This is a genomic window from Stenotrophomonas maltophilia group sp. P373 (genome assembly GCF_053295075.1).
The window spans coordinates 2738882-2759429 of record NZ_CM129994.1; the positions used below are offsets into that span (position 1 = coordinate 2738882).

The window sequence follows — 20548 nt, forward strand, 5'->3', positions numbered from 1 at the left end:
AGCAAGGCCGCCTTGAGGCGGCCTTCCCGTTCCATTACTTGGCGTTCTTCACGTAGGTGTCGAACCAGTTCAGCATTTCCGCCACCAGCTGCTCGTTCGATTCCAGCGCGGTGTACCAGTGCGGTTCGTTCGGCAGCATCACCAGCCGCGTGATGCCGCCGTTGCCTCGGATCGCCTGGTAGAGCTTGCGCGACTGGAACGGCTCAGTGCCCGGGTTGGCGTCGTCCTCGCCGTGGACCAGCAGCAGCGGCAGCTTGATCTTGTCGGCATAGAAGAACGGAGAGGCCTTCAGGTACACGTCCTGCGCCTGCCAGACCGAACGGCGTTCGTTCTGGAAGCCGAACGGGGTGAAGGTCTTGTTGTACGAACCGCTGGTCGCCACGCCAGCCTTGAACAGGTTGGTATGGGCGATCAGGTTGGCGGTCATCAGGCCGCCATGGCTGTGGCCGGTCACGCCGATGCGGTTGCGATCGACCACGCCCATGTCCACCGCCTTGTCCACCGCCGCCTTGGCGTCAGCTTCCAGCTGCTCCAGGTAGGTGTCGTAGGCGTTCTTCGGGTCACCTACGATCGGGAACGAGGCGTTGTCGATGATCGCGTAGCCGGCCAGCAGCATCAGGCGGTACGGCTGCAAGCGGGTGAAGGTCTGCTGCGAACCGGACACCTGCCCCGCCTGCGCGGCGTTGGCGAAGTCGGCCGGGTAGGCGTACAGGATCGCCGGCACACGCTGGCCTTCCTTGTAGCCCGGCGGCGTGTACAGGGTGAACGACAGGTCCACGCCATCAGCACGCTTGTAGGTCACCAGCTGCTTCTTGATCTGGCGCACTTCCGGAGTCGGGTCGACCAGCTTGGTCAGCGCGGTCGCGGTGGACGCGAACTGCGCCTCGCCGGTCTTCGCATCGGCCACCGCCTCACCCTGCTGACGGATGAAGGCGTTCGGCGGATCGATCACCGACTGGTGCCAGGTCAGGTAGCGCCCAGGCGTATTGCTGAAACCAAGGAACTGCTCGTAGGCATCGGCGCTGCTGCGGAACAGGCGCTCGCTCTTCAGCGTGCCGAGGTGGAGGCGGTCGAGGAACGGACGGTCGCCCTGCGGCGAGGCACCACGGCCGCTGAGGAAAACATGGTTGCCCTCACGGCGCACGACCTGCGCACCATTCGGCAGGCGGGTGAAGACCAGGTTGCCGGGGTTGCCGTACAGCTCATCGCTGGACATGTCCCACAGCAGGCGGCCTTCCTTCTTCGGCTGGTCCACATCGACGATGCGGGTCTGCATCCAGTGGCGGTTCTCGTCGTTCTCGAACTGGAACGCCACGGCCGGATCGGCAGTCCATGCGAAGCCTTCGAAGCGCTGTGCGGTGCGGGTGATCTCGACCGGCTTGCCGTTGAACGGCGCCTTCAGCATCAGCACCCGGTCGCGATGCGGCACGCTGACCTTCCAGTCACCCTTGTCCAGCGCTTCGGCATAGACCAGGGTGGCCGGATCGGTGGCACGCCAGTCGAAACCACGCGGGCCTTCCGGTACGCCGTGCACCGGCACGCGGTCGGCCAGCGGCAGGCTGGCGATCGGCGTGGACTTGCCGCTGGCGATATCCAGCACGGCCACGTCGTTGGCGAAGCGCTGGTAGGTCACCGCATGCGAGTACGGCGCCTTGATCGATTCGGTCAGCACGTGCACGCCATCGGGCGCGGCGCTGACTTCGTTGAACAGCGCCGGCTGCCCGACCGGACGCACGCTGTTGGCGGCAGTATCAACCACGGCCAGCTGCGAGGCGCCGTAATAAGCGAACAGCTTCTCGTCATGCACGCTGGTCAGCGTGTCGCGGGCTTCGTAGGTGCTGCTCTCGCCACTGCTGCCCAGCGACTCCTGTGCATCCGGGCCGGTCGGTACGCCACCGTTGGACGGTGCTGGGCCCTGGTTGGCCGGCACCAGCTTCACCAGCAGGTTCTGGCTGCCGCCCAGCCACTGCACGGTATAGCCGAAAATCGGGTTCAGCTGCACATTCGGCACCTGCTTCACCTGGCCGGTAGCGGCATCGCCCACCCACAGCTGCACGCTGGTATCGACCGCGTTCTGGAACGCAAAGTGGCTGCCATCGGCCGACCACAGCGCGCCGGTGGCACAGCCCTGCGGCAGGTTGACCTTGGTCTGCTGGCCACTGCCGATGTCGACCAGGGTGAAGTCGGCCACGCAGGCCGGGATGCCATAGCCACCGGGGGTGTCATGGCGGCTGCGGTTCTTCGGTTCCAGGCGCACGCCAGCCAGCTTCAGGTACGGCTGGGCGACACGGCTGATCGACGGGTAGGTCTGCGCGGTAGTCAACAGCAGGCGCTGGCCGCCCGGGGCCACGTTCGGCGCCGGCGGCGGCGGTGCCTTCAACACCTTGAGCAGGTGTTCCGGCGGCTTCGCGTAGTCTGCAAGCGCCGGGCCAGCGGCCAGCAGGCCGAAGGTGGCAACGGCAACGGCCGCCGCCAGAGAGGTTCGACGGATGAGCATCCTTATCCCCTGGGTGTGAATGGGTACCCGGAATCGGGCAAGGTCCCGAATCTAGCACCGCAGGGGTTGTCGTGAATGGGCCGGAAGGGCTAGTGGCCGGATGGGGCAAAGTGCGGCCCGAAGCGCAGCCTCCCCGCTTGTCAACAGCCAGCCGCAGAGCGCGCTAAGCCTTTCGGGCCAAGGGTCCCAGCGGATTTCGGCTCTGTCCGCGCAAATTGCCGTTCGAGTCAACAATGGGATGCAGGTCTCGACCGCGCCAAAAATTGGAGATGCGATCTTCTACCCTGTAATTCATGATCCTGCGCAATATCTATCTCTACCTGAACCCAGACGAGCATTGGGGCGATCCAATCTCAGAACTCGGGTTTTCGCTGGGCACCACATTCGGATTCAAAACCAGATATATCTGCAATTACCTGGAGCGCCACCTCAAGAAGCTGCGTTTCAGAACGGCTGGCTTCAACAAGATCTGTATTCAAGGATCGAAGCTGGAAACGGCAACATGGGCTGTGCAGGGCGCCCATGCCGTTGTTCCGCGTGTTTCATTTAACGCCAGCGTTTATGAAGCACTTGACGATGACAACAGGCACGAGCTTTACATCGCCATGATCCTGGACGGACTCTCCGGTCTGGCAGAACACCACGTCATCCCGATTTCGGAGATCCTCGACGGGATTGCCGAATTCAGGGCCGGCGGGTACAAGAACGAATGGGTGCACCAAACCAAGTACTATCGCACTGATCGGGTTCGAGCAACGCTCCACTGCAGCCTCAAACCAAACAACTTCAGCATGACACTGGACATCAGCAAGGACGGTCATACCGTGCTGAGGGAGGTCATCCTCGAATGTCTGCCGGACGAAATCATTTTTGCCCATCGACTTGGCAGTCTTGAGTGGTGCGAGGACACGATCACTGTCCGCCAGAAGGATGGGGCGATCCTCTATCGCTCTACAAGCCTATGAATCCCTCAGATCCAGCCAAAAGGTCGACAGGTACTATCAGATGGAAGCCTGGGCAGCATGTCGTACTCAAGCTGAGGGAGGATCTATTGACGATTGCACAGATGCGCAACAGATCAGTAATGCGCTTTTTCGATATCTGCTCAAGTGAAGATTCTTGGGATTCCCCTGACTTGAGCCAATACCGGCCATTGTTCCAGGTGTTCGTTGGAACGTGGTCCACCAACGACTGGCAATGCGGAAGATAGCCATTGGTACCCGTTGCCTGATTGAGCTTCCCAACTACTGGACTCGCCCCTACAGCTCAATGGATCGGCAGTATTTCACGAGTTCCGCCGACAGCCTATTCTTTGGTGGACGGCTGATCGATCTAGGACCCGGGAATGATCTTGATGTCACACAAGCTCCCGTAATCAAGCACAGCCTCTCAGTCGACGAAGACCGGGAAGCGATCGAAGCGTTCGAGCTGACCAACATGCGGGGGGGAGTGACGACCTCCAGGACAGGCTTGTTCGACATTTCACCACCGGGATAGATCGGGACGATCTCAAATTTGAGATCTTTCCCGATCTTTGGCCCGATCGTCAGGCATTGAGCCCGCTGACCCGCAGATTGCCCGAACGGCTGCGCTAGCTGAGTTCGGTTCCAACAGGGCAACCCGTTGCACCTGCCAGACTTGGCCTGGCACTACTGCTGCGCGTGCAGGTCCCAGGTGGCCAGGTAGTCGGGGTCGACCACGATCATGCCACTGTTCCGCATGCGGTACTCCCCGGGCTCGGCTGGCTGATACTGGTCCAGCATCGGCGGCAGGTAGCGCTCGTGGCCATCATTCTCGTCGGCCAGCACCACGCCCTCGTCGGCGCTGATGCGCAGCACCGTGCCGGCATACTGCTCCAGCCCCTTTACCTGGCCGTCGCCGCCATAGCGGGTCACACCTACCAGTACGACCTTGCCGATCATTTCCTCGACCTTGGCGTCGTCCAAGGGCGGCAGCATGGGAGTGAATTCGTCGCTCATCGGTGCACCTCCGTAGCCTGCAGGACATCGTGGATGAGGTTTCCGCTTCGCAGTGCGCGTCGCTGGCAGCCGAGCAAATGCCCGGCCTGAAGCCTCTGCATCGAGAGTGCCAGTACGCCCATGAACCCAAGGGTTCCTGGAGCACGATGCTGCCATCACAGGCGGAAGGGACAGGTGAAGGCCGAACTCGGTCCTCGCCGATCAGGGGGGTGCACCTGCACCACGCTAGAATGCGCCCATGCGCACCGTACATGCCCTCCGCTACATCACCCCGTTACGGGAAGGCGGCTCCCTGCCCGCCGTGGTCGAGACCGACGACGACGGCATGGCCGTGCTGAAGTTCCGCGGCGCCGGCCAAGGCCCGAAGGCGTTGATCGCCGAGCTGATTGCCGGTGAGATGGCACGCACGCTGGGCCTGCCGATTCCGGAAATCCTGTTCGTCGAGCTGGATCGCGAGTTCGCCCGCACCGAGCCCGACCCGGAAATCCAGGAGCTGATCCGCGCCAGCGAGGGCCTGAACCTGGGCCTGGACTACCTGCCGGGTGCGATCAATTACGATCCGGCGGCGATGCCGGTGGATGCAGACCTGGCCTCGCGCATCGTCTGGTTCGATGCATTCACCAGCAACGTTGATCGCACCACCCGCAACCCCAACCTGATGGTGTGGCACCGCAAGCTGTACCTGATCGACCACGGCGCGGCGATGTACTTCCACCACGACTGGGCCAATGCCGGCGATGCCTGCGAAAAGCCGTTCGTGCTGATCCGCGACCATGTGCTGCTGTCGTTCGCCAGCCGCATCGCCGAGGTGGATACCGAACTGGCCGCGCGCCTGAGCGATACCGAGATCGAGCGCATCGTCGGCCTGGTGCCGGACAGCTGGCTGGTCAACGAGCCGGCATTCGACAGTCCGCAGGCCTATCGCCAGGGCTACATCGACTATCTCAAGCATCGCCTGAAAGTGCGTGCGGTGTTCGTGCAGGAGGCCGTCCGTGCCCACGCTGCACACGTATGACTATGCGGTCATCCGCGTGGTACCGCGGGTGGAACGCGAGGAGTTCATCAACGTCGGAGTGATCGTCTCCTGCCCCGGCGCGCGCCATCTGGAAGCGGCCATCGAGATCGATCCGGCACGCCTGCACGCGTTCGCTCCAGCGCTTGATCAGGATGCGTTGCAACCGTGGCTGGATGCGATCGTGGCCATCTGCCGTGGCGACGCCAGCGCCGGACCGATCGCACAGCTGCCCGCGCGCGCCCGCTTTCATTTCCTCACCGCCAAGCGCAGCTCGGTTGTGCAGATGTCGAGCACGCATGTCGGCCGCACTGCCGACCCGGCGGGTGTGGTGGAACACCTGATGACGAAGATGGTGCGGGTACCGGCACCAACCGAGCAACATTGATTGGGTAGAGTCGACCGCTGGTCGACTGCCGTTCGCGGGAAGCAGGCGCACCGTCTTCGTGGCCGTACCGGTGCTCCCTACCCTCGCCCTGCACCACGAAACCAAGCCATACCAGCCCTTGTGGTTCTGCGCCGTGGTGGCCCGCTGCAGCAATGCAGGTGAGACCAGCGCTCCGCTTTGCAGGCGTGGGCGAGCTTCATCTTGTCCGGCGTTTCAGCGCCCACGATCTGGAACCGCTTCACCTGCCGCAGATTGGCCAGGTCCATGACGGTCGTCACCCCAGCTGCATCCACGCTAGGGACTCTGCCGCAACACCTCGACCGTGACGGCGAACGCCTTGATGCGATGCCATTCGCTCCGCTCATACGGCAGCGATTCCACGCCCATGCCGATCTGGTACCGCACCGCTTCCTCGGGCGCGGCGAAATCACGCGATTCGTGCTGCGCCGTGGCCAGCACATAGGCAATCTGCCGATGGTCGGTAATGCCGTTGTCGATGCAGGTACGCACGATCATCTCGACCGACTGGTCCCGGGTCAGGCCGAAGCCCACCCCACCTTTTCCATAGCCTTCGCTCATCCTTCAGCTCTCCAGTTCCGGAACGCATCCGTTCGTCGGGGGAAGACCTACTTCAGCAGGTCCGATTCGGTAGGGGCCTCGCCCCTGCAGGTGTCATAGCGGCGCTGCAGCAGCGTGCGTGGCCCGGTTCCGCGCAGCTGGATGACCTTGTCCTCGCGCGCGCACGGGCTGACCTTCGCGCGCAGCACGAACCGCCCATTGTCGATATGGTCGATGTCGCGCCCGCCGATGGCCGCTTCCAATGCCTTGGCACGCACATAGCGGTTGACCTTGGCGTCGAACAGGTAGAACGCATGCACCGGAACGTTGTAGACACCGTTGTTGTCCTGCCACACCTGCAGGTCCGGCATGCCATCGCCATTGAAATCCGAAACGGTCAGCAGCACGGCCGCCGCACCCTGGGCATCGGCGCCAGCGCGGGTCAGGCGCGGCTGCACGCCCGTGACCGCCACGTTGCGCCCGCCACGGGTAACGCCCATGCTCCGCACCCTGCAGGTCGTCACGTTGTCGGCGCCGCCGCAGTCGGCCACCTGGAAGACCACCTGCAATGCAGGCGTGATCCTGCCCTCGCCGGGCCGCAGGACGATCCTGCCCTGTTTGTCGGGCGCGGCATCGGCGGTATGCACAGCGGCCTGCGCCGGCGCCGAGTCCGCCTTGGCTTCCGCCACCAGCGCCGCCGCACCGCCGCCCTGCAGCTGGCGGGCACGCAGCAGGGTCATGTGCGTGCGGCATTGCTGTGAATCCAGCTGGGCAACGGCCGTGCTGCCTTCCGGGCAACGACTGTCGCGCTGGCGCAGCCATTGCCGCTGCAGATCGCGCAGCACCTGCTGATCACTGGCGGTCAGCGTGGAGCGCGCCGCACTGTAGGCGGCGTTGAGCGCATCGTCGTGCACCTTGAATTCAGCGTCGACACAACGACGACGGGCGTCCAGTGCGGTGACCGCGGCCGCCATGCAGGGCGCATAGGCAGGGCTCAGAAAGCGTGCATCGCCGGCAATCAGTTCGGCACCACTGGGCACCTTGCGTGCGGCGGGCTGCGGCTGCGCCTGAGCGCTTGCCCACAGGCAGGGGCCAAGCAGAAGCAGTCCTGCCAGCAACCGGGTGGCACGCCCCGATAGGCGTTCAGAGTTCAGCATGCGTTTCCTTCCCTGGGGGCATTGGCCGGCCCCGTCCTGTTCCGATGATGGATGCTGCCCGGTCGCCAGCGCAATTTCAGCTACAGCGGTCACAGCCCCGCGTGCGTGTTCAGGCCGGCGATCGCTATTTCGGCAGGGCGAAGGCCATCACGTAATCGCCGTTCGGGGTTTCCATGAAATGGTGGCCGCCGGCCATGATCACCACGAACTGGCGTCCGTCCTGTTCATACACCATCGGCGTAGCCTGCCCGCCCGCGGGCAGCGCCGCGTGCCACAGCTCCTTGCCGGTCTTCAGGTCGATGGCGCGCAGCAGGTCATCGGTGGCGGCCGCGATGAAGATCAGCCCGCTGGCGGTCACCACCGAACCGCCGTTGTTCGGCGTGCCGATCTCGATCGGCAGGCCGGAACGGATGCCGAACGGCCCATTGCCGCGCGCACTGCCAAACGGACGATCCCACAACAGCTTGCCGGTGCGCAGGTCGATGGCACGGATGCCGCCGTAGGGAGGCTGCTTGCACAGCAGACCCGTGAACGGCAGCCGCCAGCCGGCATTGACCTGGATGCCATACGGCGTTCCCACCTGCGGATCGCCGGCCCCCTCGCCACCGCCCCTGTCGGCACGGATCTTCTCGCGCGGCAGCCAGCCCAGGCGGTCGGCTTCGGCACGTGGCACCAGCCGGTTGTAGTTGGGCATATCGTTGTAGTTGGCCACGATCACGCCGCGGCGCGTATCGATGGACACACTGCCCCAATCCGAACCGCCGTTGTAGCCGGGGTATTCGATGGAATGGCGATCACTGCTCGGCGGCGTGTAGAAGCCTTCGTAATAGGCCTTGCGGAACTGGATGCGGCAGATCAGCTGGTCGATCGGGGTGATGCCCCACATGTCGCGCTCGGTCAGGTCATGCTCGCGGCGCAGCGTGTGGTACAGCGAGAACAGCTGCGTGGGTGAGCGCTGTTCCGGTTCGACACCGCCGACCGGCACCTTGCGCTCTTCGGCAGCGGTCAGCAGCTGGCCGTTGCGGCGGTCGAGGATGTAGAGATCACCTTGCTTGGTCGGCAGCAGGAGTGCCGGCACCTTGCCTGCCGCCGTCGGGTAATCGATCAGGCTGGCCTGCGAACCCAGGTCGTAATCCCACACGTCCTTGCGCACGGCCTGGAAATGCCAGGCCGGCTTGCCGGTGGCCACATCGATCGCCACCAGCGACGTCGCATAGCGGTTCTGGTTTTCCGTACGCGAGCCACTCCAGTAATCGCCCGCAGAATTGCCCAGCGGCAGATAGACCAGCCCCAGCGCCTCATCACCGGTCGCGGTGGTCCACATGTTCGGCGTGCCACGCGTGTAGGTCTGCCCATGCGGCGGCAGGCCGCTGCGCTCGGGCTGGTCCATGTCCCACGCCCAGCGCAGCTTGCCGGTGATCGCGTCGTAGGCCTGGATCACGCCCGATGGCGCGTCGCGGCGCTGACCATCCAGCACCTGGTGGCCGGTGACGATCACGCCGCGCACGATGGCCGGGGGCGAGGTGATCGACACATAGCCGGGTGGTACCTCACCCATGCCGAGGGTGATGTCGACCTGGCCGTTGTTGCCGAAGTTCGCGCAGGGACGGCCGCTATCTGCATCCACTGCAATGATGCGCCCGTCCAGCGTGCCTTCGATGATGCGCGCCCAGCACGCCGGACGGCTGCCCGGTGCAGCGCTGCGGCTCACGCTGGTCGGCGGCTCGGGCAACGCCAGATCAGCCGCGGCATCGGCCAGGGTGGCATCGGCCAGGATCGGCGCTGCCGGTTGCTCGTAGTAGCTCACACCACGGCAGGCGGCGGTGTACGGGATCGAGGCGTCCTTCACCTTCGGATCGAACCGCCACAGTTCCTTGCCGCTGGCAGCGTCGAGCGCGATCAGGCGGTTGCGTGCAGTGCACAGGTACAGGCGGTCGCCGATCTTCAGCGGCGTGGTTTCCGCACCCCAGCGCTTCTTCGGCAGGTCACCGGTGCGGAACTGCCAGGCCAGCTGCAACGTGGCCACGTTGGCCGGGGTGATCTGCTGCAGCGGCGAATAGCGGGTGGCGGCATTGCTGCGGCCCCACGCCGGCCAGTCTCCCTCGGCCGGCTGGTCGGCCGGTTGCAGGCCGGTGGTATCCCGCGTGGGTTCCAGTCCGGCGCTGGCCGCGCCTTCCGGGAACGACTGGTGCCCGTCCACTTCACCATGCGGTGCGAACGCCAACCCGAAGGCAGCGACGAACACCAGCATCAGGACGCCCGCCACGCTGCGCGACAGGCGCTTTGAAACCGGTTCGCGAAGGGTCGGCGCGAGCAGCGCCAGCCCGATGCCGAGCGCGGTCACCAGGCCCAGCCGCGGCACCCAGCGCCAGTAGTCGCTGCCCGATTCCCACCAGGTCCAAAGCAGCGTGCCGACGAACACCAGCGCATACAGCAGCGCGCCGCTGCGGCGATTGCCGAACAACAACAGGCCACTGGCCAGAAGGCCGGCCCCGGCGATGGCGTAGTACGCAGACCCGCCCAGGCTGAGCAGCCACGCGCCGAGCCCGCCGATGACCAGGCCGAGCACGACCAGCAGCAGCGACAGCACAGTAACGAGAGGGTGCCGGGAAGCGCGGACGGGAGCAGGAGCGGACTGCGGCGTGGCGGACATCGTCGATCTCCGGGGGCAGCATGCGTCGTTATCCCACCGCCTGCGTGAAGCGCGCGTTCTTTGTCCAACCTGCAAATCGTAGCGAATTGATTCGACGAGCAGAAAGGATAGAACCAAGAGAGCGAACGTATGTTCGCGCCATGAGGCACTTTAGGCCATTCTATTCAGGCCATGCAACGCATGAGAGACCCGCCACCATCAAACGCGCACTGGATGAAGGAACCTGAAAAGATGCAGTTTGCTGATTTTCTATCAACCATTGAAATGAAATCATCACTATCTTCATTTCAGAACAAGCTAAGGGCCGTGAGGACAGACCTCTATGAACCAGAAGGATTCATAGACATCCTCGATATTCTACTGACATCAATACAAGACCACGCAACCGACATTGACTCCCTATGCCGATTCAACATAGAGAGCATCGGCGGTCAATTCAGAAAAGAACTATTGAAATTCATCCACATCTCGGGCGCAAAGGAAGAAGAGTCATCCGCATATAGAGTTTTCTGCCTCGCATACAGGCTACTTTGCGAGCTGGAATTTCACAAAGATATAAATAACGAGCCCGAGCTACACTCGATCCACAACTATGTCGACAAAAATCATGCTCTCTTCCCAACTGAAATAGCCAGACAACTTCATTTCGCAATCTATCTAATGCCCGCAAGAATTGCGAGCAGAGCACTGCGGGATCCGGCAATATCAAGCTTTAAGGATTTCTCAAATTCCGTTGAGAACTCTATACGTCTAAAGAAGCAGTGGGAAGATGAAAATCTTGAAAGAAGCCAAAGACTAGAAGCTCTTTCTGACCAGATCAAGAAGCTGTCCTCGGACTACAATTTCGTCAACCTCGTCCACGGATTCAGCTCAATAAGGACGAAAAAGAACAAGGAACTTCTCACATCATTCGTTTCCGCTATCGCACTTGCATTGTTACTTCTAGCGGCACCCGCCATCCAAATATCATTTATTCTTGCAAATCTTAATGAAATTGAGAGCCACAAGCTCACGTTGGTCTACTCACTCCCCTCTCTGGTGGCCATTGAACTGTTCATATTGTATTTTTTCAGAATAGTCCTATTACAGTTTAGGTCAGTAAAAGCTCAACTCCTTCAGATAGATCTTCGCATTGCACTTTGCCAATTTATCGAAGGATATTCGGATTACGCCTCAAAGATTAGAAAACAAGACGCCTCATCACTAAAAAGATTTGAGTCATTAATCTTTAGTGGACTGGTATTAGACGGCTCAGACATTCCTTCCACGTTCGATGGCCTCGACCAGCTAACCGGAATACTGAAGAGTCTTAAAGGGAACTCATAAAAAAACGCCGGCGCTATGCCGGCGTTTTTTCTTCAGCTGTGGAATGCAGCAGAATCAGTCCTGTGCGGCGTCCTCGCTGCTGGCCGCAGCCGGGGCGCTGTCGGTCGTGGCCGGGGCGGCGACTGCCACCTCGTCCTCGTCCTCGTCGATCGAGGCATCCATGCGCTCCACCGCCTGCAGCTTCTCGTCCTTGGACAGGCGGATCAGGGTCACGCCCTGGGTGTTGCGGCCGACGCGGCTGATTTCCGAGCCACGCGTACGCACCAGCGTACCGCCGTCGGAGATCAGCAGGACTTCGTCGCGGGAGCCCATCAGCACTGCGGCGACCAGCTTGCCATTGCGCTCGGTGGTCTGGATGCCGATCACGCCCTGCGTGCCACGGCCCTTGCGCGGGTAATCCGGCAGCGGGGTGCGCTTGCCGTAGCCGTTCTCGGTGGCGGTGAGGATGTACTGCACGCTGGCGTCGTCGGCACTATCGATCACCGCATCACCCGTGGCGGCGGCTTCCTCGACACCGTTGTCGTCCTCGTTCTCGTCCTCGATGCCACCGGCACTTTCGGCCACGATCAGGCTGACCACTTCCTCGCCGGCCGGCATCCTGATGCCACGCACGCCGGTTGCGGTACGGCCCATCGAGCGGACTTTGTCCTCGCCGAAGCGCACGGTCTTGCCGTTGGAGGCGAACAGCAGGATGTCGCGCTGGCCGTCGGTCAGGCCGACGCCGACCAGCGCATCGCCCTCATCGAGGTTGATCGCGATCTTGCCGCGGGCCAGACGGAAGGCGAACTCGCCCAGCGGGGTCTTCTTGACCGTACCGTTCTTCGTGGCGAAGAACACGAACTGGCCATCGGCGTACTCGCGCACCGGCAGCACGGCCTGCACGCGTTCGCCCGGTTCCAGCGGAATCCAGTTGATGATCGGACGGCCGCGGGCGTTGGAACCCGCTTCCGGCAGCTGGTAGACCGGCAGCCAGAACACCTTGCCCGAGCTGGTGAAGGTCAGCAGCGTGTCGTGCGTGTTGACCAGCCACAACTGTTCGATGAAATCCTCTTCCTTGGTCGCCGCCGCACTGCGGCCACGCCCACCGCGGCGCTGTGCGCGGTACACGCTCACCGGCTGCCGCTTCACGTAACCTGCATGCGACACGGTGACCACCACGTCTTCCGGTGCGATCAGGTCGAGGATGTCCAGGTCTTCTTCGCTGTGGCGGATTTCGGTGCGACGTTCGTCGCCGAACTCGGCCTTGACGTTGACCAGCTCCTCGCGGATCACCTGCAGCAGGCGGTCGGGATCTTCCAGGATGTGGATCAGCCCGGCGATCACTTCCAGCAGCTGCTTGTACTCGTCGGTCAGGCGGTCCTGCTCCAGCCCGGTCAGGCGGTGCAGGCGCATTTCCAGGATCTGGGTGGCCTGGATCTCGGTCAGCTGGTAGCCGCCCTCGATCAGGCCCACGCCCTTGGGCAGGTCTTCCGGGCGCGAGGCTTCGGCACCGGCGGCACCCAGCATCGCACCGACCAGGCCCGGCTCCCACACGCGCGCCAGCATGCGCTCGCGTGCTTCGTTCGGGTTCGGCGAGGTCTTGATCAGTTCGATCATCTCGTCGATGTTGGCCAGCGCGACGGTCAGGCCTTCCAGCACATGGGCGCGGGCGCGCGCCTTGCGCAGCTCGAACACGGTGCGGCGGGTGACCACTTCGCGACGGTGGCGGACGAACGCCTCCAGCATCTGCTTCAGATTCATCAACTGCGGGCGGCCGTCGACCAGCGCCACCATGTTGATGCCGAACACCGATTCCATCTGCGTCTGCTGGTACAGGTTGTTCAGCACAACCTCGGCAGATTCGCCGCGCTTGATCTCGATGTAGATGCGCATGCCGTCCTTGTCGGACTCATCGCGCAGCTCGCTGATGCCTTCGATCTTCTTTTCCTTGACCAGCTCGGCGATCTTTTCGATCAGACGCGCCTTGTTCACCTGGTAAGGAATTTCAGTGACGATGATCGATTCGCGGCCATTGTCGGCCACTTCGATATCGGCCTTGGCACGGATACGCACGCGGCCACGGCCGGTGCGGTAGCCAGCGACGATGCCGGCGGTGCCGTTGATGATGCCGGCAGTCGGGAAATCAGGGCCCGGGATGTACTCCATCAGGCCGTCGACGTCGATCTCCGGGTTGTCGATCAGCGCAATGCAGGCGTTGATCGATTCGCTCAGGTTGTGCGGCGGGATGTTGGTCGCCATGCCCACCGCGATACCGGCCGAGCCGTTGACCAGCAGGTTCGGGAACCGGGTCGGCATGACCGTCGGCTCCAGTTCCTTTTCGTCGTAGTTGGGCTGGAAGTCGACGGTTTCCTTGTCGATGTCCGCCATCAGCTCGTGCGCGAGGCGCGACATGCGCGCTTCGGTGTATCGCATGGCCGCGGCGGAGTCGCCGTCGATGGAGCCGAAGTTACCCTGGCCATCGACCAGCATGTAGCGCAGCGAGAACGGCTGTGCCAGGCGCACCAGCGTGTCGTACACCGACTGATCGCCATGCGGGTGGTACTTACCGATGACGTCACCGACGATACGCGCCGACTTGAAGTAGGGCTTGTTGCTGTGCGCGTTGAGCTCGTTCATCGCGTACAGCACGCGGCGATGCACCGGCTTGAGGCCGTCGCGCGCATCCGGCAGCGCGCGGCCCACGATCACGCTCATGGCGTAATCGAGGTAGCTCTTGCGCATCTCGTCTTCCAGGTTGACCTGGATGATTTCCTTGGCGGTTTCTGCCATTCGGGTTCCGTTGTCTGGTAGCGGTCCAGTCCGGCGCAGCCCTCTGCGGGAGGGGGTCGCGCCGGAACCTCGATTCAACCTGTGGATACTACCACAACGGGCTGTTTTCCGCCTGCCTTTACGGGGATTTTACCGGCACAAATCAGGAACTTAGGGGCCCTACCGATGCTGTAGGGCCGAGCCCATGCCCGGCTCGGCCGGCAATACGCCGCAGCCGAGCATGGGCTCGGCTCTACACACGTCCGCGGTCCTGCCCGCCTCAGCCGCCGAAGGCGGCGCGCATGTTCTCGGCGGTCGGGTTCAGGATCACCCCGCGCTCGGTCACGATGGCGTCGATCAGCTCGCCCGGGGTGACATCGAACACCGGGTTCCAGGCGGCAATGCCTTCGGCCACGGTGCGGGCACCGCCCACGCCATACAGCTCACCCGGGTCGCGCTGCTCGATCTCGATCTGGCTGCCGTCCACGGTCTCCATGTCCACGGTCGAGGACGGCGCCACCACCATGAACTTCACGCCGTGGTGGCGTGCGGCAATGGCCAGTTGGTAGGTGCCGATCTTGTTGGCGGTATCACCATTGGCGCAGATGCGGTCTGCGCCCACGATCACCCACTGCACGGCACCGGTCTTCATCAGGTGCGAGGCCGCCGAGTCGGCGATCAGGGTGGCATCGATACCGTCCTGCTGCAGCTCCCACACGGTCAGGCGTGCACCCTGCAGCCACGGCCGGGTCTCGCCGGCGAACACGCGCGCGATGCGGTGCTGGGCCATGCCGGCGCGAATGACGCCCAGCGCGGTACCGAAGCCGGCGGTGGCCAGCGAGCCGGTATTGCAGTGGGTCAGCACACCGCTGCCAGCCTCGATCAGGCCAGCGCCCAGTGCGCCCATGTGGCGGTTGGCCGCCAGGTCTTCCTCTGCGATCGCCTGCGCTTCGGACTCCAGCAACGCCTTCCAGTCGGCGCCGGCAGCGTTCAGGCAACGGCGCATCCGTGCCAGCGCCCAGGCCAGATTGACCGCAGTAGGGCGCGATGCGTTCAGGCGCTGCAGTGCCGGCTCCAGCTGCTGCAACGCGTGCGCACCGTCTGCGGCCTGCACCTCGCGCGCGGCCAGCACCACGCCCCAGGCGGCGGCAATGCCGATCGCCGGCGCGCCACGCACGGTCAGTGCGTGGATGGCGCTGGCAACCTCGTCACTGTCATGGCAGACCACGTGCTCGACCACGAACGGCAGCTTGCGCTGGTCCAGCAGTTGCAAGGCATCGCCGGTCCACAGGATCGGGCGGATGTGGTCGTAACGGGCGTAGTCGATGTCGGAGGCAGTGTTCATGGGCCCATTGTAGGGCCACGCCCCGCGTGGTTGGAGCCTGCCCCGGCTCAATTCACCGAGAATTCGGCGCGGCAGCCGCCATCCACCCAGATCCCGTTGCGGTTCCAGCCCCAGGTGCTGCCTTCCTCGCAGGGCGTGCTGGACAGCTGCTCGGAGACCACAGCACCCACCGAGATGCTCGCGCCGCAGAAGCGGCGCTTCTTCGACTTCGATTCGCAGGTCAGGCGGCGCGGCACATCGACGAAGCGGCCATCCTCGTCGGCCACCTCGAAATCGCCCTGGCAGCCACGGCTGGTCCAGACTTCATTGCGCTTGTAGCCCCATCCCTGGCCTTCCCGGCACGGCAGCACCGACAACTGGCGAAGCAGGCGCACCGGCGCGCCATCCAGGCGTACCGGGCAACTCTGCGGACGGCCATTGGATTCGCAGCGCACCACGCGGCGCACCAGGCGCTTGCCTTCCGTTGCCGCAGGTGCCGCACCCTGCGCACGGCGCGCCCGGAATTCGGCGCGGCAGCCAAGGGTGACCCACACGCCGCTGCGGTCGGTGCCCCACTCGCTGCCGCGGATGCAGCTGTTGCTCGACAGCTGGCGCACCAGATCGACGCCGTTGGCCACGTCGATATCGCAGTGTACCCAGCCCATGTCGCGGGACTCGCAGGTCACCACTTCATCGTCGTAGCCCACCTGCTGGGCCGACGCCGGCGACGGCAGCCAGGCACCCCAGAGCGCAATGGAGTACATCGGTGCAGCGACAACCGCAAACCACTTGACCAAAGCCTTCCCCAGCAGGAATGGATGAACTGCATGCCAGTGTCCGGCATTGGCCGTGATAAGAGCATCATCCTGCTTACCGACGCAAGCGCACAGAGCCCGCGTTTCGTTCAGCCTGCAATGTTCAGCAACACGCGGGCGTCACGCGTGGGCAAAGTCGTAGGCCAGCACATCGGCAATGCGTGGCGTGCGGTTCATCGCCATCAGCAGGCGATCGACACCCACCGCCACGCCGGCACAGGCCGGCAACGCTGGCAACGCCGCCAGCAGCGCCTCATCCAGTGGCGGCTGCACCTGCCCGCGTTCGTGGCGGCGTTGCTGGTCGCGCCGGAAGCGGGCGCGCTGCTCGTCGGCGTCGTTCAGTTCGTGATAGCCGTTGGCCAGCTCCACTGCACCCAGGTACAGCTCGAAACGCTCGGCCAGCGGCGGCGTGCCGGCGCGGATGCGTGCCAGCGCGGCCTGGCTGGCTGGCCAGTCATGCACCACGGTCATGACCGCGTCATCGAAATGCGGCTGGATACGATGGGTCATCAACAGGTCGAGCCAGTCATCACGGGTCAATCCGACCGGGTCAATGTGCACCTCGCCCAACGCGGCACGCAGCGTGGACTCATCCGCCTCGAACGGATCCACGCCAAGGTGCTGCTGGAACAGCTCGCGGTAACTCAGCACGCGCAGGGTCGCACGGTGTCCAACCAGGGCCAGCGCCTGCCCGATCAGCTCGGCGGTCTCCTGTACCAGCCGATGGTGGTCCCAACCGACCCGATACCATTCCAGCATGGTGAATTCCGGGTTGTGGCGACCACCGGCCTCGCCATTGCGGAACACCCGGCCCAGTTCGTAACAGTCGCCCACGCCGGCAGCGAGCAGGCGCTTGAGCGGATACTCCGGCGAGGTGCGCAGCCAGCGGCGGCGTCCGCCGGCATCGACATGCCCGGTGAAGTCGGTATGGAAGCTGTCGATGTTCGGCTCGGTGTTGCCTGCCACCGACAGGATCGGCGTCTCCACCTCGAGCACATCGCGCTCTGCAAAGAAGCGGCGCACCAGCGCGTTGAGCGCGGCGCGCTGCTGCAGCGCGCGCAGCAGGGCCTCGCTCACAGGATGCCCTCCGGGCACGGATGGTCGAGCGGCAGGGTCAGCAGATCGCGCGTATCGTCGATGTAGCCGCTGGCCAGGTACAGGCGGCGTGCCAGTTCGTTGTGGTGGTTCACTTCCAGGCGAAGGCGACTGACGCCACGACCGCGAGCGCGCTGTTCGCAGATGGCCAGCGCCTGCTTGCCGCGGCCACGACCGCGCGCACGATGGCTCAGGTACAGCTCGTCCAGCAGCATGAAGTGGCCGCCCTGCTCCAGGCTGAAGCCCATCGCGATCACCGCGTAGCCGACTACCTCGCCCGCCTCGTCCAGCCACAACAGCACTTCACCATTGCGCGGATCGGCCAGCAGCGCGTCCACGCCGCGACGCACGCGCGCGTCATCGAAGTCGATCCTGTCTTCGGCGTAGAACTCGCGCATCAGCGCGATCAACAGCTCCTCGTCGGCACGGGTGGCCAGGCGGAAATCCAGCGGGGCGGTCTGCATCGGTGTTCCTTTGTGTTTCATGCCGGGCGCGGGGACACCCGGCGGGATCGTCACTCGTGTTCGGCCAGATAGGCCAGCAGGCGGTCTTCGTCCCACACCGGCACGCCCAGCGACTGCGCCTTGTCCAGCTTGGAACCCGCTTCGGTACCGGCGACCACGAAGCTGGTCTTCTTCGAGACGCTGCCGGAGACCTTTGCACCGAGGGCCTCCAGGCGCTCCTTGGCGGCATCGCGGGTGAGCTGGGCCAGGGTGCCGGTCAGCACCACGGTCTGCCCATCCAGCGGGCCGGCCACGATCTCGGCCAGCGCCGGTGCCTTGGCCAGGATCTGCTGCATCGCCTTCTCGGCTGCCAGCAGCATCGCGCCATGGCCCTCGCTGTCCAGCCACTGGGCCAGGCCACGCGCGGTGTCGTCCGGCAATCCTGCGTTGACGAACTGCCCATGCTCGGCGTCGAGCACCGCCTGGGCACCGGGCAACGCGGCCACCAGTCTCTCCGCGCGCAGGCGGGTGATGCCGGGAATCTCTGATTCGACCAACAGCTGCTCCAGGTCCAGCCCCTCGCGCAGCCTGGCGCTGGGCGCGTGCACATCGCTGATGCGGACCTGGCCGACCTGCAGCAGGTCATCGATGGCCTGCTGGTTGCCCTGCTGTTCGAAGAAGTGGCCGAGCGACCGCGCCACTTCGCCACCGATGTCCGGCACGCGCTTGAACAATGGCCACGGCAGGTGGCGGATCAGTTCCAGGTCACCGAACCACTGCGCCAGCGCCTTGGCCGTGCTTTCGCCCACGTGCTCGATGCCCAGCGCGAACAGCAGCCGTTCCAGCGTGGCGGCACGACTGGCGTCGATGGCCGCGATCAGGTTGTCGGCCCACTTGGTCGCGATCTTCTTCGTGTTCCATTCGAAGCGGGCCGGCTGCGCCAGCGCCTGCGCGCGCCAGCCCGGATCGTTGCCGTCCAGCCTGAGCACCGCATTGAGCACCGCGCCACTGCCTTCAGCCGGCAGGTGCAGCTTCAGTGCGGCGGCCAGCGCCGAGGGATCTTCAGCGTCCAGCACCAGCTTCAGGTGCAGCAGCTGGTCACGACTGAGCCGGTACAGGTCGGCCACGCTCTTGACGATGCCAGCGTCGACCAGGGTTTCAATGTACTTGTCGCCCAGGCCGTCGATGTCCATCGCGCGGCGCGAAGCGAAATGGGCAATGGCTTCCTTGCGCTGCGCCGGGCAGGACAGCTCGCCCGAGCAGCGCCATGCGGCCGCCCCTTCCTCGCGCACGATCTCCGAGCCGCACACCGGGCAGCGCGTCGGCATCTGCCAGGGCGTGGTGCCCTGCGGGCGGCGATCGAGGATGACGCTGACCACTTCCGGGATCACGTCGCCGGCACGGCGCACGATCACGCTGTCGCCGACGCGCACGTCGAGGCGTGCGATCTGGTCGGCGTTGTGCAGCGTGGCGTTGGACACGATCACGCCGGCCACGGCCACCGGTGCCAGCCGCGCGACCGGTGTGGCGGCACCGGTGCGGCCGATCTGGATCTCGATCGCCTCCACCGTGGTGCTCTGTTCCTGTGCCGGGAACTTGTGCGCGATGGCCCAGCGCGGCGCGCGCGAAACGAACCCCATCGCCTGCTGGCCGGCACGGTCATCCAGCTTGTAGACCACGCCATCGATGTCGAACGGCAGGCTGTCGCGACGCTCGCCGATGTCACGGTAGTAGCCGAGCAGGCCGTCGGTGCCTTCCACCACCTTGCACAACTCGCTGACCGGAAAGCCCCAGGCACCGAGCTGCGCCAGCGTGCCCGAATGGGTATCGGGCAGCTCGCCGCCCTGCACTTCACCGGTACCGTAGGCAAAGAAGCTCAACCTGCGCTGCGCACTGATCTTCGGGTCGAGCTGGCGCAGCGACCCGGCCGCCGCATTGCGCGGGTTGGCCAGCACCTTGCCGCCGTGCAGGCGCGCACGTTCGTTGTATGCCTCGAAATCGGCACGCGCCATGTAGACTTCGCCGCGCACCTCCAGCACGTCCGGCCAGTCCTTGCCGTGCAGCCGCTTGGGAACATCGCCGATCTCGCGCAGGTTGGCGGTCACGTCCTCGCCGGTGCTGCCATCGCCGCGGGTCGCGCCGAGCACGAAATGACCATCCTCATAGCGCAGGCTGATCGCCAGGCCGTCCATCTTCGGCTCGGCCGAAAACTGCAGGCTGCGGCGGCCCAGGCGTTCATCGATGCGGCGCACGAAATCCGCCACTTCCTCATCGCTGAAGGCGTTGGACAGCGACAACATCGGCACCGCATGGCGGACTTCGGGGAAACGGCCGGAGGGACGCGCGCCGACCTGCTGGGTCGGACTGTCGGCCCGGGCCAGTTCCGGATGTTCGCGCTCCAGTGCTTCCAGCTCGCGCACCATCCGGTCGTAGTCGATGTCGGGGATCTCCGGGGCGTCCAGCTCATGGTAGGCGCGGTTGGCCTGGGCGATCTGCCGGCGGAGATCTTCGGCGCGTTCGGCGGGGCTGGAGCTCATCGGAATCCGGTGGTTC

At 64.4% G+C, this 20548-nt stretch carries 15 protein-coding genes; 4 read left to right on the forward strand and 11 right to left on the reverse strand.

From position 1 onward, the window contains the following. Nucleotides 1-34 precede the first annotated feature (34 nt). A complete protein-coding gene (locus ACSYHF_RS12810) occupies nucleotides 35-2497 on the reverse strand; it encodes a S9 family peptidase (RefSeq protein WP_134955315.1) in 2463 nt (820 codons plus the stop codon). Nucleotides 2498-2790: 293 nt separating this feature from the next. On the opposite strand from ACSYHF_RS12810, the gene ACSYHF_RS12815 reads away from it, so the two are divergent. Next, nucleotides 2791-3462 carry a hypothetical protein gene (locus ACSYHF_RS12815; protein ID WP_134955314.1) on the forward strand — a complete coding sequence of 224 codons (672 nt, stop codon included), beginning with the start codon at nucleotides 2791-2793 and terminating at the stop codon, nucleotides 3460-3462. Between the two features lie 684 nt (nucleotides 3463-4146). Here ACSYHF_RS12815 and ACSYHF_RS12820 read toward each other — a convergent pair. Beyond that, nucleotides 4147-4476 carry a hypothetical protein gene (locus tag ACSYHF_RS12820; RefSeq protein WP_134955313.1) on the reverse strand — a complete coding sequence of 110 codons (330 nt, stop codon included), beginning with the start codon at nucleotides 4474-4476 and terminating at the stop codon, nucleotides 4147-4149. A 238-nt stretch (nucleotides 4477-4714) separates the two neighbouring features. Here ACSYHF_RS12820 and ACSYHF_RS12825 point away from each other — a divergent pair, with 238 nt between their 5' ends. Together ACSYHF_RS12825 and ACSYHF_RS12830 are read left to right on the forward strand one after the other, a co-directional pair. Beyond that, the gene (locus ACSYHF_RS12825; RefSeq protein ID WP_134955312.1) at nucleotides 4715-5491 is read left to right on the forward strand and encodes a HipA family kinase; all 777 of its coding nucleotides are present in this window, start codon (nucleotides 4715-4717) and stop codon (nucleotides 5489-5491) included. Continuing rightward, nucleotides 5469-5876 carry a DUF3037 domain-containing protein gene (locus tag ACSYHF_RS12830; RefSeq protein ID WP_061480045.1) on the forward strand — a complete coding sequence of 136 codons (408 nt, stop codon included), beginning with the start codon at nucleotides 5469-5471 and terminating at the stop codon, nucleotides 5874-5876. The genes ACSYHF_RS12825 and ACSYHF_RS12830 overlap by 23 nt, the downstream gene beginning before the upstream one ends. 294 nt (nucleotides 5877-6170) lie before the next feature. On the opposite strand, the gene ACSYHF_RS12835 is transcribed toward ACSYHF_RS12830, so the two are convergent. The 3 genes from ACSYHF_RS12835 to ACSYHF_RS12845 form a co-directional block, all read right to left on the reverse strand. Continuing rightward, complete coding sequence (locus ACSYHF_RS12835; protein ID WP_134955311.1) at nucleotides 6171-6455, reverse strand: hypothetical protein; 285 nt, start codon at nucleotides 6453-6455, stop codon at nucleotides 6171-6173. A 47-nt stretch (nucleotides 6456-6502) separates the two neighbouring features. Then, complete coding sequence (locus ACSYHF_RS12840; protein ID WP_095377201.1) at nucleotides 6503-7591, reverse strand: lysozyme inhibitor LprI family protein; 1089 nt, start codon at nucleotides 7589-7591, stop codon at nucleotides 6503-6505. Between the two features lie 124 nt (nucleotides 7592-7715). Then, nucleotides 7716-10244 carry a membrane-bound PQQ-dependent dehydrogenase, glucose/quinate/shikimate family gene (locus tag ACSYHF_RS12845; protein WP_134955511.1) on the reverse strand — a complete coding sequence of 843 codons (2529 nt, stop codon included), beginning with the start codon at nucleotides 10242-10244 and terminating at the stop codon, nucleotides 7716-7718. Nucleotides 10245-10457: 213 nt separating this feature from the next. Here ACSYHF_RS12845 and ACSYHF_RS12850 point away from each other — a divergent pair, with 213 nt between their 5' ends. Beyond that, nucleotides 10458-11570: a hypothetical protein gene (locus tag ACSYHF_RS12850; protein ID WP_447575704.1), complete on the forward strand. Its 1113-nt coding sequence runs from the start codon at nucleotides 10458-10460 to the stop codon at nucleotides 11568-11570. 54 nt (nucleotides 11571-11624) lie between these two features. Here ACSYHF_RS12850 and gyrA read toward each other — a convergent pair whose 3' ends face one another. The 6 genes from gyrA to ligA all read right to left on the reverse strand — a co-directional run bounded on the left by gyrA (nucleotide 11625) and on the right by ligA (nucleotide 20538). Then, nucleotides 11625-14339 carry a DNA gyrase subunit A gene (gene gyrA, locus ACSYHF_RS12855; RefSeq protein ID WP_065178624.1) on the reverse strand — a complete coding sequence of 905 codons (2715 nt, stop codon included), beginning with the start codon at nucleotides 14337-14339 and terminating at the stop codon, nucleotides 11625-11627. 259 nt (nucleotides 14340-14598) lie between these two features. Next, a complete protein-coding gene (gene mtnA, locus ACSYHF_RS12860) occupies nucleotides 14599-15663 on the reverse strand; it encodes an S-methyl-5-thioribose-1-phosphate isomerase (protein WP_053497328.1) in 1065 nt (354 codons plus the stop codon). Between the two features lie 47 nt (nucleotides 15664-15710). Further along, the gene (locus ACSYHF_RS12865) at nucleotides 15711-16439 is read right to left on the reverse strand and encodes a DUF3011 domain-containing protein (protein WP_005417382.1); all 729 of its coding nucleotides are present in this window, start codon (nucleotides 16437-16439) and stop codon (nucleotides 15711-15713) included. Between the two features lie 138 nt (nucleotides 16440-16577). Continuing rightward, nucleotides 16578-17534, reverse strand: coding sequence for an EF-P lysine aminoacylase EpmA (gene epmA, locus ACSYHF_RS12870; protein ID WP_111127387.1), 957 nt, complete (start codon nucleotides 17532-17534; stop codon nucleotides 16578-16580). Then, nucleotides 17531-18016: an N-acetyltransferase family protein gene (locus ACSYHF_RS12875; RefSeq protein WP_447575705.1), complete on the reverse strand. Its 486-nt coding sequence runs from the start codon at nucleotides 18014-18016 to the stop codon at nucleotides 17531-17533. The genes epmA and ACSYHF_RS12875 overlap by 4 nt, the downstream gene beginning before the upstream one ends. Before the next feature lie 50 nt (nucleotides 18017-18066). Next, the gene (gene ligA / locus ACSYHF_RS12880) at nucleotides 18067-20538 is read right to left on the reverse strand and encodes an NAD-dependent DNA ligase LigA (protein WP_447576440.1); all 2472 of its coding nucleotides are present in this window, start codon (nucleotides 20536-20538) and stop codon (nucleotides 18067-18069) included. Nucleotides 20539-20548 lie beyond the last annotated feature (10 nt).

Coding starts and splice junctions, on each gene's coding strand:
- ACSYHF_RS12810 (WP_134955315.1), bottom strand. CDS start 2,497: ATGCTCATCCGTCGAACCTCTCTGGCGGCGGCCGTTGCCGTTGCCACC.
- ACSYHF_RS12815 (WP_134955314.1), top strand. CDS start 2,791: ATGATCCTGCGCAATATCTATCTCTACCTGAACCCAGACGAGCATTGG.
- ACSYHF_RS12820 (WP_134955313.1), bottom strand. CDS start 4,476: ATGAGCGACGAATTCACTCCCATGCTGCCGCCCTTGGACGACGCCAAG.
- ACSYHF_RS12825 (WP_134955312.1), top strand. CDS start 4,715: ATGCGCACCGTACATGCCCTCCGCTACATCACCCCGTTACGGGAAGGC.
- ACSYHF_RS12835 (WP_134955311.1), bottom strand. CDS start 6,455: ATGAGCGAAGGCTATGGAAAAGGTGGGGTGGGCTTCGGCCTGACCCGG.
- ACSYHF_RS12840 (WP_095377201.1), bottom strand. CDS start 7,591: ATGCTGAACTCTGAACGCCTATCGGGGCGTGCCACCCGGTTGCTGGCA.
- ACSYHF_RS12845 (WP_134955511.1), bottom strand. CDS start 10,244: ATGTCCGCCACGCCGCAGTCCGCTCCTGCTCCCGTCCGCGCTTCCCGG.
- ACSYHF_RS12850 (WP_447575704.1), top strand. CDS start 10,458: ATGAAGGAACCTGAAAAGATGCAGTTTGCTGATTTTCTATCAACCATT.
- gyrA (WP_065178624.1), bottom strand. CDS start 14,339: ATGGCAGAAACCGCCAAGGAAATCATCCAGGTCAACCTGGAAGACGAG.
- mtnA (WP_053497328.1), bottom strand. CDS start 15,663: ATGAACACTGCCTCCGACATCGACTACGCCCGTTACGACCACATCCGC.
- ACSYHF_RS12875 (WP_447575705.1), bottom strand. CDS start 18,016: ATGCAGACCGCCCCGCTGGATTTCCGCCTGGCCACCCGTGCCGACGAG.